Origin of the sequence: Streptococcus sp. FSL E2-3488 (assembly GCF_038003585.1) — a bacterium.
GTDB classification, from domain to species: Bacteria; Bacillota; Bacilli; order Lactobacillales; family Streptococcaceae; genus Streptococcus; species Streptococcus thermophilus.
In genome coordinates, this window is sequence record NZ_JBBOPL010000001.1 from 317,541 (window position 1) to 332,755 (window position 15,215).

Sequence of the window (15,215 nt, forward strand, 5' to 3'; positions counted from 1 at the left end):
TGGTTCTTCCTTCTTATTTTAGTTACCCCTGGGTTTGGTTTCCTTACTGTGTCTGACCTACCTACCAGTGTTCATCGGACGAGAGCTGAACAATCGTCCACTTGGGAACGACAGTTTACTCCTAAACAAATTTACGCTGGTATGGGCTTGGCACATTTGGCTATTATTTTAACTGGTGTTTATCGTTTGCTGACGGTGAGAGGTGCCGAATGGCGCCTAATCATTATTGTTGTGATTGTTTTGGATATTTGTTTACTAGCTTTTCTGACACCTAGAGTGCTTAAAATCATTAAACAAAGTGAACGAGGTTAGAATGGCAGTTTATGATAGACACGCCTATAAAAATAGCGAGGCTGTAAGTGCTTATCTATGCTTTGGTAACTTTGTAGGCGTTGTGAAAACTTTCTGTTTGAGAGAAGTGTGAGGTTTAAGTTTTATGTCAAAAAATCTACGTGCCCTTACGGCCATTGTTTTGTCCCAATTGCTTATTGAGTGTATGGGATTCTTTTTAGGAATTCCTCTTAGTAAGATTCTGGTTTTAACAGTACTTAGCAGTATAGCAGAGGTTCTGATGCATCTTGTCCTAGGCAAAAAATCTAAAGTCACTTTGAGTGATAAAGAGATATGGCATCAATACTTTTTATTCGTTAAGAAGACACTCTGGCTTTCCATTTTGTTTGTTGGAATTTTTCTTTTTTATACGTTGACTAAATCTGACAGCTTTATGCTTTATTTTTACTGGCATATCTTTGTGTTGTTCCACTGTCTTGGCTATATCATTTGTTTAAATAACATCAAAATGAATCGTAAAAATTGAAGATCAAATCTTGTTTATTCTCACACAATAAAAAAATCCCATGGGAGTTCTCATCCTATGGGATTTTTTGCGATAAAGATTAATAAGGCAATGTCATCTTACTTTGGCTTAGGTCCACAGTCACTTCATAGTCACTATTGTCACGAATAGTGTGCTCAAAGTCTGTGGTATAGAGAACGAGTCGGAGTTTGTCGCCCTTGTTGAGTTTGTAGATGGTTGGTTGTAAGTCCAAACCGATAGTCATCCATTCATTTGGAGTGACATTCTCAATGCTAAGGAGATCTTTGCGATTTTGCAGGTTAAGGTGTCCTTTGGTAATGACACGGTATTTTGCCTGCTTGAATGGCAATTCACGTAAGGCTTCCTCCTTGAAGAGACGGCCGTTATCTACATTCATGCGTTTTAATTCAGGTATTGGAGCTAGGTATTTTTTATCTCCCATTTCCAGAACTTGGGCCGAAATGAGACCACGGTTTGTGCTAGACTTGACCCTGAGCTCTAGGTGGACACGACCATTGATTTGGATGTCTTGGTCCAGTTCAAAGTCTAGAGTGATGGCATTGGCTTTATCCATAAAGAGGTCATCCTTAAAGCTTTGATAAGCCTTACCGTACTTAGCAAAGATTTCCTCTTCGTAATGGTTAGCGATACTAGCTTCTGCCTTACCAAGCTGAATGTGTTTACCATTATCATGACCAAAGTTATCGAGAACTTCCCAGGTCTGTTCAGACTGGTTGTTTTGCCAGATGACTGTAGGCAGTGTGTAACCATTATCTAAATCAAGGAGTTTCTGACAAATCAAGGCGTTCATGCTTTCTCGGAAGTCAATAGACTGCCAGGCATTCATGTAAACGTGGGCACCATTATGGAAGAAGAGGTGTTTTTCGAGAGATTTAGGAAGGGCTCTGAACATTTGATAGACATTAATTGGTTTGACATTCCAATCCTGGCTACCGTGTGTAAAGACTACAGTAGCTTTGACACGGTCTGCGAATTGCACATAGTTGCGGTCATGCCAGAACTGGTTATAATCCCCATGCTTACGATCAATAGCTGTGCTTAGCTCATTGAGGTAGACCTCGTAGTCTTTTTGGTGGCGTAGGTATTCTCCAGCTAATAGGGCACGAGAATAGGTGAATTCAGTCAAGGTATCGAGATCCTCACCAGGGTACCCTCCAGGGCTAACGAGGAGTCCATTTTCACGATAATAGTCGTACCAAGAAGAAATACCCGCTTCAGCAATAACCATCTCCAAACCGTCAACACCAGTTGTAGCAAGGGCGTTGGACATGGTACCCAAATATGAAAGTCCAGTAGTAGTCACCTTACCAGAAGCCCAATCAGCAGTGATTGTATGCTGTCTGCTACGACTAGTAAAGGCGCGTGCACGACCATTGAGCCAGTCAATGACAGCTTTATAGGCCAAAACTTGTTGATAGTCTCCAGAGGTCATGAAACCTTCCGAGTTGAAAGTACCGACACCAGATACATAGATAGAAGCCACACCACGAGCCAACATATAATCGTTAAGTGTATAGGTATCAGTGTGAGCAAAACGCTCCTCAGCCTTTGTGACAGGGTTGATAGGCGTAAGGTCTGCCTCTGGTGCTTTAATTTCTGGACGGCTAAGAGAAATCTTACCAGCTGGTTTGACGAGCAAGTCTCCCTCCATCTTGTGGGTCAGTTTATCAGAGGAAGGTTCATTAGTCCCTTGTTGATAAGGGCTTGCGGTCATCATGGCTGGAACTGGGAAGTCAACATTAGGACGTAAGATAGTCACCTTGACTAGGTCTAACAGCCCATCTTTGTCAGTATCTACAGGTGTTTCGACATAAACCACTTCACGGTGAAGCTGATTAGTGTCAAATGTTGCCAAGCTCTTACCATTAAAGAAGACGTAGTCATTACTTATTGGGATTAAATCTTGGGCTACTAACTGATCAATTAAGGTATTGCCAGATTGTGTGCGTGTCGCTAACAACTGGTGAAGGTTATTAAGGCTACCATCAAAAGCAATTGGGAAGGCCATTTTCTCAAGGAAAGCAACACTGTCGGTAAAGTCCACATTAGGGACAAATCCTAGCAGTTGAAGGGCTACTAAGCCAAAGACTTCAGCAGTCAAAGGACGGTCTGATTGGAAAAAGGACAGGAGGTCTGTCTCTGGATCGGCAATCCAATTTTTCAAAGCCAAATCAGTATCTTCAAAGAAAAGGAAGTACTTGCGAACAAAGGATTCAAAATTGGCTTTGGCACTAGCATCTAGAGAGACTTCAAAGCCCAAAGAACGGAGTTCCTGATAAGCCGTTTCAGGACTAACAGGGATGTAACTGAACTGGTTAAATTTCATATTCAAAAACCTCAAAAATAATACGTAAATATTCCAGAAATATCTTTACATCAGACATTATACCTGATAAAATGATAAATGTCTAAATTATTGTAAAATCGAAAGGAAATAAAGAGACAAATGAATGATTTTCTAAAAGAAGCGTTCACCAGTGAATGGCTTTTGAAATACCTCACTGAGTTGTTCGCGACTGCTTTTCTTGTAGCACTTGGTAATGGTGCTGTTGCCAACGTTGAGCTTACAGGAACAAAAGGTAACAAATCTGGTTGGATTGTTATCGCTTTTGGTTATGGTTTTGGTGTTATGATGCCAGCCCTTATGTTTGGTGATGTTTCTGGTAACCACATCAACCCTGCTTTCACACTTGGACTTGCTGCATCTGGATTGTTCTCATGGGTAGGCGTTCCTGGATACCTTATTGCACAACTTCTCGGTGCCTTCCTAGGTCAAGCTATTGTGGTTTGGGTTCACCAACCTTACTATGCACAAACTGAGAATCCTAACAATATTCTTGGGACCTTCTCAACTATCTCAGCAGTTGACGATCATGATGACACTCCAGAAAATCGTAATCGTGCCTGTGCCAATGGTTTTGTCAACGAGTTTGCAGGATCATTCCTCCTCTTCTTTGGTGCCCTTGCCTTGACAAACAACTACTTTGGTCACAAGCTTGCACAACAAGCTGTTGCTGCTGGTTACACTAAAGAAATGGTTGATGGACAATTCCATGGATCGCTTGAAACAGCCCACATCGGTGTTGGTTTCTTGGTTGCTGCTTTGGTACTTTCATTCGGTGGACCTACTGGACCAGCCCTTAACCCAGCTCGTGACTTGATGCCACGTCTTCTTCACCATCTCTTGCCAACATCAGTTCTTGGTGAGCACAAAGGTGATTCTAAATGGTGGTACGCTTGGGTTCCAGTTGTAGCGCCAATCCTTGCAGGACTTTTGGCTGTATACTTGTTTAAAGCTCTCTACCTTTAATTAATAATAAAAAATCTGAAGCAAATGCTTCAGATTTTTTATGCTTAAAATTTTGAAAGTAGCAAAAACTGAGAAAGTTTTCTCAGTTACATGGGATTAGTCATTACTAGAATGGTAGCACCTAAGGTGAAAATATTCCATAGGATATGAAGCGAGATAGTTGCTGATAGATTTTCTCTTTTTTGGTAGACCATAGAGAGAGCCAATCCCATTCCAATATAGAGGAAGAGGTGGGCAAGGTTGGTGGGCATATGGAATAGGAAAAAGAGACTGGTACTCACTAAAGCAGTAACTATCGAATAAGGAGCCAACCAAGAGCAAACCAACTTACGAAAGAGTAGTTCTTGCAAGAAGGTTGTAGTCATCACGCTAATGGCTACTGGGAGGATAGACGTTGTCGTAAGAGTTCTTTGAAGTTCTGGATGGTAGTTGGTGTGGGTCAGTAGCATAAGATTACTCCCAATAACTCTCATCAAAAAATAAGAACAGCCCCCCAAGTAGTAAAAAGAATGCCTGATCGGCATGTCTAAACGCCAAATGTGATTGACGAAAGTTTTCAAAGTCTTTATTATATTCTAAAATGAAGAAATAGCGAGTCCTAAGGTAAAGATAATATAATGATTTTCCTAATTTATGTGAAAGAATGTAAAAAATTACAATCCTGTATTTCTTAGGAAACTTCTTGTCACACAGACTCTTTTTGGATAAAATAGAAAAGATGGAGGGTATCATGACGCAATCAGGGAATCTTAAGTTTCACACACCAATTTTTCGTGTGAATAATAGACAAGAAAATATCGATTTTTACCAAAATACGTTAGGATTTAAGCTTTTGACTGAGGAAAATGCTCTTGCTGTCTTCACTGACTGGTCAGAACGTAACTCACTTTTTGTAATTGAGGAGTCTCCAGCTTACCGTTGCCGTGCAGTTGAAGGTCCTAAGAAAATTAATAAAGTGGTCATTAAGGTTTCAAATCCACTTGAGATTGAGTACCTTTTGGCGCGTGATGATAATCAAGCTAAGGCTATTTTCCAAGGGGAAAATGGTTACGCTTTTGAGACTATCTCACCAGAAAATGATCTTATTTTGGTGCATGCCGAAGATGATTTATCAACTCTAAAGACAGTCGAGTACGCAGATGTTGAAGAAAAAAAAGATTTTAAAGGAGTTTCAGATTTTACTGTTCAGTCTTTGACTTTGAATGTTGTCGATATGGCTCAAGCGGCTTTTTTCTACGATAATCTGTTTGGCGAAGAATTGCCTTTATCTATCCACTTTGAAAAGGCAGAAGGTCCGGACCTTCAAGTAAGTTCAGATCAAACTTGGGATTTGGAAGTTCTAGAATTTAAGGTAGCTGAAGACTATGATTTGGCTGCCTTGCATGAGAAACTTGACAAGGAACAGTTCTCAAGTTATCTAGATCCTAAAGGAAGTCTACTCGCACTGACTGATATGAGTAATATTGAGGTTTGGTTAACAAAATAATGACTAACTTCAAACAAACATTGTTAACAATTACAGACTACATCAAGGCTGACATCTTCCCGGGTGCCAGCCTTGCACTCTATGATGGAAAGAATTGGCAAGAGTACTACTGTGGTACTCAGGATGGAAAGAATCCAGTAATTCCAGATTTAACCTATGATCTAGCTAGTGTCTCTAAGGTCGTGGGAGTTGGAACTCTTTGTATCTTCTACTTACAGTCAGGAAAACTGGATTTGGATGAGAAGTTCTCCACCTATTATCCTGAAGTAGCAGACAAGACGCTAACCCTTCGTCAGCTTCTTTCTCATAGTAGCGGAATTGATCCTTTTATTCCAAATCGTGATGAATTAGACCAAAAAGGATTGATTGCTGCAATAAATGCCATCAAAGTTAAGTCTGATAAACCATTCTTGTATACAGATATTAACTTTATTCTCCTGGGCTTGATGCTTGAGAAATTATCTGGACAAAGACTGGACAGGCTTTTTGACAGCGAAATTTTCCAACCTTTTGGTATGATTGACACACAGTTTGGTCCAGTTGACCTTGCTGTTCCAACTGTAGAGGGAATTCCGGGAGGAACTGTTCACGATCCCAAGGCTCGAGTGCTCAAAGAGCACACAGGTTCAGCAGGTCTCTTTTCAACCCTAAAGGACTTGGAAATCTTTGTTAACCATTATTTGAAGGATGATTTTGCTAAAAATCTGACGCAAAATATCAGTCAATCCAAGAAGGAGCGTAGTGTCGCGTGGGACCTTCAAGGCGATTGGATTATTCATACTGGTTATACAGGTACCTTTGTGCTTATCAATATCCCTCGTCAACGTGCGGGGATTTTCCTCAGTAATCGTACCTATTACAAGGATGAGAGGGCTCAATGGATTAAGGACAGAGATGCTTTGATTGAGATAATGAAGAAGGAGTTGGTTTGTGAAATGGTCGACCAAGGAAAATAATGATAAATTAAAAGTTCAATTAGAACCCCTCCGTAGTTATACGGAACACTTTGACTCAGGTATGATTCATAGGGCTTTGCCAATGGCTACATAGGTTCGTGTATTAATACATCAAACAGATAAGTCCAATTTATTGACTTCTGAGCACTTTTTCATCCGGCTGTTGTCGGCGCCGATCATTGTGCGATCGGGGGGTGGGCGTATGAATTCATTGATTAGTTTAGAAAAAGTTAATTATAAAATCTCTGATCAACATATTTTACATGATATTGATTGGCAGATTCCAGCTGGGGCTCATATTACATTGACGGGACCATCCGGTGGTGGGAAAAGTACGTTATTGCGGATCATTGCGTCCATGATTTCTAAAACAAGTGGGACCTTGATTTTTGATGGGCAGCCGATTGAAAGTTATGACCCAATCATGTATCGGCGGCAAGTCTCATATTGTTTCCAACAACCGACGTTATTTGGTGAGACGGTGGCAGATAACTTAGCTTTCCCGTACCAAATTCGTAAGCAAGTCATGGATACGCAACGAGTGGTAACGGCGTTAAATAATGTTGGGCTGTCCGAACGAACCCTGCATCAGCCGATTATCGAGCTTTCCGGTGGTGAACGGCAGCGGGTCGCGCTGATTCGCAATATCTTATTCTTACCAAAAGTGTTGTTATTAGATGAGGTGACAGCTGGTTTGGATGAAAATAATAAGCAAATCGTACACGCCTGGTTACGACAGTTAAATGAGCAGGATCACGTGACAACGATCATGATTACTCATGACGCGACAGAGATTGCTGCGGCAGATCAATTAGCGAAAGTGATTGCTGGCAGATTGGAGGTGCACGCATGAATTTAGCAGTTAATAATACGTCGCTATTTTTGGCGGCAATGTTAGTGCTCGTCGCGTTAGGAATTAGTTTGTGGCAGAAACTTGGCTTGGATAGGGACATCGTCATTGGTGTCGTGCGGGCTGTTGTACAACTATTTATCGTGGGTTACTTGCTAAAGTATATTTTCCGAGTCAACAATTTGTGGCTAACGCTGGCGATGATGGGCTTCATTATCTTCAATGCGGCTTGGAATGCGAAAAAACGGGGGCCGGGGATTGACCATGCATTAGCCATTTCGTTATTAGCCATTTTTGTTAGTACAGGGGTAACACTCGGCGTCCTCGTGCTATCTGGTGCGATTAAGTTTGTGCCATCGCAAATGATTCCCATTTCTGGTATGATTGCGTCGAATTCAATGGTCGCAGTTGGGCTGGCTTATCGCAGCCTCAATAGCCAGTTTCATGACCAGCGCCAAGGTGTGCTTGAACGGTTGGCGTTAGGGGCTGGTCTACTTGATGCTTCGATTGCCATCGTGCGTGAGGCGATTCTTACGGGGATGTCACCAACCATTGATTCGGCAAAGACTGTGGGTCTAGTCAGTCTGCCAGGGATGATGTCCGGTTTGATCTTTGCAGGGGTCAATCCAGTACGGGCCATTAGGTATCAAATTATGGTCACGTTCATGCTCTTATCAGCGACTAGTTTGGGGTCAATCATTGCGTGCTATTTAGCTTACCGTAATTTCTATAATGAACAAAAACAGTTGAAGTAATGACTCCTGATTGCAGTCCCGTGGGGAGTCCTTATCCTGAATACTGATCATAATTTTTGATTGAGATGATTACGATGAGGAATATATACACACTCAGAATAAGTTGAGATAGATACCGATACTATCCCAATTTATTTTTTTGTGGTTAAGCTGACAATAGCTTGCCCCACGCGGGTAGCGTTCTGCATGACATGCTCTCACTGAAAGTGATCCTGCAATGATAAATTGCCCTGTCACGGCGTGACCCGCCGGAGGTTTTTCTAGCCGGATAATAGGCGCTGAAAAATAGCAGTTTCCCCAGAAGGAAGGGGAAACGCTACTGTCATCGCTTGTCGATGACGTGCCTCGCAGAGCCTGTCCAAAATAGAATTTTGGACAGGCTATACCAGATTTTTAACGGTGTTATACTGGTCTTGGAAAACCTTTTTTGAGGAGGCATTTTTGATGGCGCATTTAAAGAAAATTATGCGTGGTGCAGTACCCGGTTTAGCTGTCCACTTTGAACGTAAAACTGACCATCACACCAACAAAGAAATTGATGTGTCGCAAACTTATCTGAATCAAGATATCATGACGGATGGTTCTGATATGGTTTCACGCTTCAATGCGCGTTTAAATGACGTTTATTGCATGCAAAGAGACGATGTGAAGGAGCCCGTTAGCGACTTGGATAGTCACTCTTACCCGAAGATCTTGCAGAAGCGCCCTACGAGCAACAAAGCGCCTTTTTTGAAGAAACCACCAATTTTCTTAATGAACGTTATGGTCAAGAAAATGCCGTGGCCGCTGTCATGCATTATGACGAAACAACCCCTCACTTGCACTATGCCTTTGTCCCCGTTGTTTTTGATAATAAAAAATCACGTTATAAAGTCTCGGCTAAAGAAGTGCTCACGCGCCATGATCTGCAAACCTTTCATGATGATTTAGATCAAGACCTAAAAAGGTGCTGCTATAATGACCAATAAAGTACGTATGTTGGGAGAAGATAGTTACATGGATACTAATATGATGGCCCTAGAACCAAAAGGTATTGATCCTGAGTATCGCTCTATACTTTTATCAATAAGACAGGATTGTACAAGATTGCAGACACATCAACTATTCCCCAAATCAATAATAAACACATCGAACCTTACTTATTATTAATTCCCAGCTTAGAAGAGCAACATAAAATCGGCTCATTCTTCAAACAGCTAGACGAGACTATCGCTCTTCATCAACGTAAGTTGGATTTGTTGAAAGAACAGAAAAAAGGCTTTTTACAAAAAATGTTTGTTTAGGGTCCATAATTATATAATGACCCCTAGGAAAGACTACTAAAACAGCCCCCATTATCTAATAATAGTTAGATAACGGGGGTTGTTTTTTTATAAAATGATATAATACTCCCTAGATAGGAGAAAACGTATGTCTAGACAAAAACGGTCGAGTAGACACTCTAAGAAAAGAAAGCTTGTCTCTTGTTTTTTTGGTTTACATGGGAGTGTTTGTACTTTTTTTAAAAGGATAGAAATACTGGAAAAAGATTGTAGAGCTATTAAAAAAAGAAAATGTGGCAGTTCTTGCTATCGAGCATGGCTATTCTATATTTTCAACAAAAGAAGAAGCTTAAGCAGAGTTGATCTACTGCTTAAGCTTTTTTACTTATTAAGGACTTTTCAACCGTAATGTGTTGGATACCAGCTTCTTCGAAGATTTGGCCGACTTCTTGATAGCCATTATTGAGATAGAACTTAAGTGCCCCTAGTTGGGCATGGAGAGAAATAGATTTGAAGCCCTGCTCTTGAGCGAAATCTTCAGCCTCTTTTAGGAGGATGCTACCCAGACCTTGACCTTGGTAGTCGTCGAGCACGGCCATGCGTTGGAGTGTAACTTGTGTCAAGTCTATGTTAGGAAGTAGTCGTACGGTTGCTGTAGCCTGGCCCTTGTCATCATAGAGGACAAAGTGAATGCAGTAGGCTTCATTGGCATCAATATCGATGAAGCGAGGAACTCCTTGTCCCTTAACGAAAACGGTGTTTCGAATAGCCACAGCATCTAGATAAGTCTCTGAAAGTGTATCTCTTGTATGTTTGATAATCATAGGAATAGTGTAGCAAAGATTATAGTCTATCATCAAGCTTTTGATAGGTTTTATGCTTTAATTTTTCGGCCGTTTGCATCTTGGATAGGACGGTTATTTTCAAATCCAAGAGTTTGAGAGAATTTTTCCACCTGTTCCTTACTAACAGTTTCTTGGCTTTTGAAGACAATCCAGTTAACGCCTTTAGTAAAAGGCGATGTTGTCAATGAGCCTTCAAAGTTGTAATAGTCCTTGTTTTCAGGATAGAAATCATCAGGTGAGATAGCCTGAGATAAATCCGTTTCAGTATTGGCGGCTTGAGGCATTTTATCCCAGATTAATTGCAAGGCTTGGTTTTTGTCTCCATAGTCATAGAGAGCTGAGACAACTGTGATTTTTCCATTATCCGTCTTGTAGACGAAATGCCCTTCGAGAGGATAGGTTTTGCCATTTATTTCATTCTAAGCTGGTGCGTGAAAATGGAATTGTTGCAACTTGTAAACTTCCTTACTAATCGTTATGGTATTCTTTGGATTTTTAAAGCTGACTTCAATGGTGTGACCGTTGTTCTTAACATGGGCTTCTGATTCTTGATTATTAAGGTTTAGTTCTGGAAGATCAACGTCCTCAGCTCCAGTGATATTGATCGGAGATTGTTCTTTACCATTTTTGCTGAGTTCATAATCTTTAGAAAGGTCACCCCAATGTTCAGGACCAGTTATACCCGTATAGCCCCATTGGACCTCTTGAGACTTAGAGGTTTTACTTTTAGTTTCAGACTGGCAGGCTACGAGTAGGATGGTAGCTGCTATAAGAGACAATAATCCAATTAGCTTAAAACTTTTCTTATTCATCTTTTCTCCCTATAGGCTGTTATTTTTGTCATGACTGCTAGTTGACCTGTTATTTGTAAACTAGTAGTCAGACGGTGACAGGGTGATATTTCTCTAAGGTACTTCTGAAAGTGAAGTGTTTGGAGAAACCAAACAGAAACGCCTTTATTTTATAGCTAATATGAAAGATAGTCAAATATAAATTATAGTTTATTTAGAAAACTATAATGAAAAGCAAGTGTTTTACAAAAAGAAAAGAACTCGCTATTGCGAGCTCTTTATTCATTTTATCCCATAGCATCGTCCGTTGAAAGAACTTCGTGGAAGACACGTTGTGTCAATTCAGTTTTTTGTTCTGGAGTGAGGTATTTAGTGTTTACACAGTATCCAGAGATACGTACGATAACATCTTCACCGCTCATGATCTTTTTGTAAACAGCTGACAAGTCCATAACGTTCAAGTTAAGGTGTTGTCCACCGTTTTCGAAGTATCCGTCAAGGATAGTTACGAGGTTATCAACTTGTTCGTCGCGAGTCTTACCAAGGGCACGAGGTGATACTTGAGTAGTAAGCGAGATACCGTCAGCTGCATAACCGAAGTCAAGGCTTGCAAGTGAGTTCAAGTTTTGCAACCATCCACCTTTAGCTTTGTTAGATGGGTTAGCACCTGGTGAGAAGAATTCCAATTTAGACAAGTTCACTGAACCATCTTCGTTGAGGTATACCCCTTTGTGAACTGGAGAGTTACCAGTTTGTTTAGAGTAAGCAACGTTCGAAGTGATTGTAAGAAGTGAAACTGTAGCTTCTGCATCTTTGTAGAGTTTATGGCTACGAAGACGAGTAGTGTAAGCTTCAATCAACCATTCTGCCAATTCGTTTGAACGTGGGTCATCTTCACCCCAACGTGGGTATTCACCGATTGTTTCGTAGTCGTAGATGTAGCCATCTTCGTCACGGATTGGTTTAACTGTAGCGTACTTGATAGCTGACAATGTATCAACAGTATTTGCGAAACCACAGATACCGAATCCCATGTTAGCACGTTGTTTAGTTGGCAAGAAGGCCATTTGAACAGCTTCGTAGTTGTACTTATCAGTCATGTAGTGGATGATGTTAAGGGCATCTACATAAGTGTCAGTCAACCAGTCAAGAGATTTTTCGAAGTTAGCTTTAACAGTGTCAAAGTCAAGAACTTCATCACGGACTGGATCGATGTCAAATACTTTGTAGTCTTTATGAACATCGTCGTAACCACCGTTCAAACCAGTAAGAAGGGCTTTAAGTACGTTAACACGAGCACCGAAGTATTGGATGTTGTGGCGTTGTTCTTCGTTTTCTGGGTCAAGTGGTGATACACAACATGAGATACAGCTCATTTCACCGTATCCGTCTTTAGCCATAGTAGTCACACCTTCGTATTGAATAGAAGAGTGCTTGTGACTCATGTGCATACAGTAGCGACGGAATGAGTAAGGCAATTTGTCAGACCAAAGAACTGTCAAGTTTGGTTCTGGAGCATTACCAATATTATCAAGTGTGTTCAAGAAACGGTAGTCCATTTTAGTAACACGGTGACGTCCGTCAGCACCCATACCAGCCATAGAAGTTGTGATGAATGTTGGGTCACCTGAGTAAAGTTCGTCGTAAGCTTTTGTACGTGCGAATTTTACAGTACGAAGTTTCAAGACAAAATCATCAACGAATTCTTGGATTTCTGATTCAGTGTAAGTACCACGAGCAAGGTCACGTTCTGCATATATGTCAAGGACGATTGGCACACGACCAAGTGAAGTAGCCGCACCATTGATAACACGACATACAGCCATAAAAGCAATGTTTGTCCATTGGATAGCTTCTTTAGTATCGAAGGCTGGACGACGAACATCTACACCGTAAAGGTCACCAAGGCGAACAACATCTTGAAGTGCTTGGTATTGAAGGTTAACTTCTTCACGAAGACGAATAGTTTCTTCGTTGATTTCTTCGATAGAGTTCCAGTCGTTTACTTTTTCTTGCATCAAGAAGTCAGCACCGTAAAGAGCAAGGCGAGCATAAACACCGATGATACGTCCACGAGAGTAAGCATCTGGAAGTCCAGTTATAGTGTGTGCGTGACGTGCACGACGGATATTTGATGTATAAGCACGGAAGATACCGTCATTTACTGTAGTTACATGTTTTGTAAAAATTTCGTGAACAGCTGGATCAGGTTCATAGCCATGTTCCTTGAGAGCTGTTTCTGCCATACGAATTCCGCCTTTTGGCATGAAATTCAATTTGAATAACTCATCATTTTGAATACCGTAGATTAGTTCGTCGTCTTTTGAAATATAGCCGGCAGGAATATCTGCGATTGATGTCGGACGAGTATCCATTGGGAAACGAGTTTCTTCGTAGTGAGCTTTAGTTTCTTCAATGATTTTTTTGATTTTAAGTGAGCGTTCAGTTGGTCCTGCAAGGAAGCTTTCATCACCATCATATGGTGTGTAGTTTGCTTGTACGAAGCGAGACACACTTGCTTTTTCTTTCCAGTCAGTTCCTTTAAAGCCTTCCCACGCTTTTTCAAAAACATCTGTGTTAGTTTTAACCGTTGCCATAGTTTGGATCTCCTATAATACTTTCTAGAGAATGTAACAAAATCATCTGTTACATTCTCTAGAAGTATTATATCACACAGTAACCGCTTACATAACTTTGAAACTCCGTTTTTAAAGACATTCTTTTATAATACAGTTTTGAAAACTGGAAATCTGTATTATAAATTTCTGTTTTTTTGATAGATTTTGGTATCATAGGGGGAGAATGTTTTGTAGGCCCAAAGTTTTATGTGAAAGGCTTTACAATGAGATAAATTTGAGAAAGGAGGCAAGAAGCCATGCTAGAGTTCCCTCTAATTAATGATACGAGTCGGAAAATTATTCATATCGACATGGATGCCTTTTTTGCTCAGGTTGAGATGAGGGATGACCCTAGTCTTAAAGATAAACCTGTTATTATCGGTAATGACCCCAGAAAAACAGGCGGTCGTGGTGTGGTGTCTACTTGTAACTACGAGGCTAAAAAATACGGTGTCCACTCAGCCATGTCTTCTAAGGAAGCCTACGAACGTTGTCCCAATGCTGTCTTTATTTCAGGAAATTATAGCCATTACCGAGAGGTAGGGATGCAGATTCGTGAAATTTTTAAATGCTACACGGACTTGGTTGAGCCTATGTCTATTGACGAGGCCTATCTCGATGTTACGACCAATAAACTTGGGATCAAGTCGGCCGTTAAGGTCGCTAAACTTATCCAGTATGATATCTGGCAGGAACTCCATCTGACCTGTTCGGCTGGTGTTTCCTACAATAAATTCATTGCGAAGCTGGCTTCTGATTTCCAAAAACCTGCTGGTTTGACGGTAGTACTTCCCGAAGAGGCCCAGGAATTTTTGAAAAAGCTACCTATTGCAAAGTTTCATGGTGTTGGTAAAAAGTCAGTTGAGCGTCTTCATGACATGGATATATACACCGGTGCCGATCTTTTGAAAATTTCTGAGATAACCTTAATAGACCGCTTTGGACGTTTTGGCTTTGACCTCTTTCGCAAGGCTAGAGGCATTTCCAATAGCCCAGTAAAGCCTAATCGTGTCCGTAAATCTATCGGAAGTGAGCGAACCTATGGTAAGCTCCTGTATAATGAAGATGACATCAAGGCTGAGTTGACTAAAAATGCTAAACGGGTAGCGGAAAGCGCCCAGAAAGCTAAAAAAGTCGGTCGTATCATTGTCATCAAGGTTCGTTATTCGGACTTCTCAACCCTAACCAAACGTATGACCTTGGACAAATCAACCCAGGATTTTGACACCATCGATAGGATTTCTCATAGTATTTTTGATCAGCTGGAGGAAAATAGTAGTGGCGTTCGCCTGCTTGGTGTTACGCTGACAGGTTTGGAAGACCAAGAAGGTAGACAGTTAGACTTAGACGATTTGGCGTGATTATATACGTGATTATATACGTGATTATATAATTATATAATAGTAGAGTTTTGACTTTTTGCGTTGCTAGTTGACCTTAAAGCATCATTAGACCTGTGCTATCTTAATTAGTAAGTAATAGAAATGAGATAATAAAAGTAATG

General features: G+C 40.8%; 13 protein-coding genes and 2 pseudogenes. 10 read left to right on the plus strand and 5 right to left on the minus strand.

Features of this window, described 5'->3' with window-relative positions:
* The first annotated feature begins 48 nt into the window (after positions 1-48).
* Positions 49-312, plus strand: coding sequence for a hypothetical protein (locus MHH90_RS01760; RefSeq protein WP_002945924.1), 264 nt, complete (start codon positions 49-51; stop codon positions 310-312).
* 124 nt (positions 313-436) lie between these two features.
* The gene (locus MHH90_RS01765) at positions 437-817 is read left to right on the plus strand and encodes a hypothetical protein (RefSeq protein ID WP_002951783.1); all 381 of its coding nucleotides are present in this window, start codon (positions 437-439) and stop codon (positions 815-817) included.
* A gap of 79 nt (positions 818-896) precedes the next feature.
* Here the strand turns inward: MHH90_RS01765 and MHH90_RS01770 are convergent, their stop codons facing one another.
* Positions 897-3,164, minus strand: coding sequence for a Xaa-Pro dipeptidyl-peptidase (locus MHH90_RS01770; protein ID WP_113870483.1), 2,268 nt, complete (start codon positions 3,162-3,164; stop codon positions 897-899).
* A 120-nt stretch (positions 3,165-3,284) separates the two neighbouring features.
* Between MHH90_RS01770 and gla the strand changes: the two genes are divergently transcribed.
* Positions 3,285-4,148: an aquaglyceroporin Gla gene (gene gla, locus MHH90_RS01775; RefSeq protein WP_002951781.1), complete on the plus strand. Its 864-nt coding sequence runs from the start codon at positions 3,285-3,287 to the stop codon at positions 4,146-4,148.
* Positions 4,149-4,234: 86 nt separating this feature from the next.
* On the opposite strand, the gene MHH90_RS01780 is transcribed toward gla, so the two are convergent.
* On the minus strand, positions 4,235-4,597 hold the full coding sequence (locus MHH90_RS01780; protein ID WP_014608659.1) for a CPBP family intramembrane glutamic endopeptidase: 363 nt from the start codon (positions 4,595-4,597) through the stop codon (positions 4,235-4,237).
* A 281-nt stretch (positions 4,598-4,878) separates the two neighbouring features.
* Between MHH90_RS01780 and MHH90_RS01785 the strand changes: the two genes are divergently transcribed.
* From MHH90_RS01785 to MHH90_RS01810, 6 genes and pseudogenes are all read left to right on the plus strand, one after another.
* Positions 4,879-5,634, plus strand: a complete 756-nt coding sequence (locus MHH90_RS01785; protein ID WP_011681560.1) for a CppA family protein — start codon at positions 4,879-4,881, stop codon at positions 5,632-5,634.
* Positions 5,634-6,590, plus strand: a complete 957-nt coding sequence (locus tag MHH90_RS01790) for a serine hydrolase domain-containing protein (protein ID WP_002951776.1) — start codon at positions 5,634-5,636, stop codon at positions 6,588-6,590. Before MHH90_RS01785 ends, MHH90_RS01790 begins: the two co-directional genes overlap by 1 nt.
* A gap of 202 nt (positions 6,591-6,792) precedes the next feature.
* Positions 6,793-7,443, plus strand: coding sequence for an ABC transporter ATP-binding protein (locus tag MHH90_RS01795; protein ID WP_011681559.1), 651 nt, complete (start codon positions 6,793-6,795; stop codon positions 7,441-7,443).
* The gene (locus tag MHH90_RS01800; RefSeq protein ID WP_011681558.1) at positions 7,440-8,195 is read left to right on the plus strand and encodes an ABC transporter permease; all 756 of its coding nucleotides are present in this window, start codon (positions 7,440-7,442) and stop codon (positions 8,193-8,195) included. Before MHH90_RS01795 ends, MHH90_RS01800 begins: the two co-directional genes overlap by 4 nt.
* Positions 8,196-8,639: 444 nt before the next feature.
* Positions 8,640-9,142, plus strand: a pseudogene (mobV, locus tag MHH90_RS01805) (MobV family relaxase); the annotation flags it as partial.
* A 129-nt stretch (positions 9,143-9,271) separates the two neighbouring features.
* Positions 9,272-9,478, plus strand: a complete 207-nt coding sequence (locus MHH90_RS01810) for a restriction endonuclease subunit S (RefSeq protein WP_223899683.1) — start codon at positions 9,272-9,274, stop codon at positions 9,476-9,478.
* A gap of 350 nt (positions 9,479-9,828) precedes the next feature.
* On the opposite strand, the gene MHH90_RS01815 is transcribed toward MHH90_RS01810, so the two are convergent.
* The 3 genes and pseudogenes from MHH90_RS01815 to pflB form a co-directional block, all read right to left on the minus strand.
* Entirely contained in the window at positions 9,829-10,281 is a 453-nt protein-coding gene (locus MHH90_RS01815) for a GNAT family N-acetyltransferase (protein WP_167740672.1), read from the minus strand.
* Positions 10,282-10,331: 50 nt separating this feature from the next.
* A pseudogene (locus MHH90_RS01820) lies at positions 10,332-11,114 on the minus strand (carbonic anhydrase).
* A 266-nt stretch (positions 11,115-11,380) separates the two neighbouring features.
* Positions 11,381-13,690, minus strand: a complete 2,310-nt coding sequence (pflB, locus tag MHH90_RS01825; RefSeq protein ID WP_011226473.1) for a formate C-acetyltransferase — start codon at positions 13,688-13,690, stop codon at positions 11,381-11,383.
* Positions 13,691-13,968: 278 nt separating this feature from the next.
* Here pflB and dinB point away from each other — a divergent pair, with 278 nt between their 5' ends.
* Positions 13,969-15,072 (plus strand): DNA polymerase IV, encoded by a 1,104-nt coding sequence (dinB, locus tag MHH90_RS01830; RefSeq protein WP_011681554.1) that lies wholly within the window; start codon positions 13,969-13,971, stop codon positions 15,070-15,072.
* Positions 15,073-15,215 lie beyond the last annotated feature (143 nt).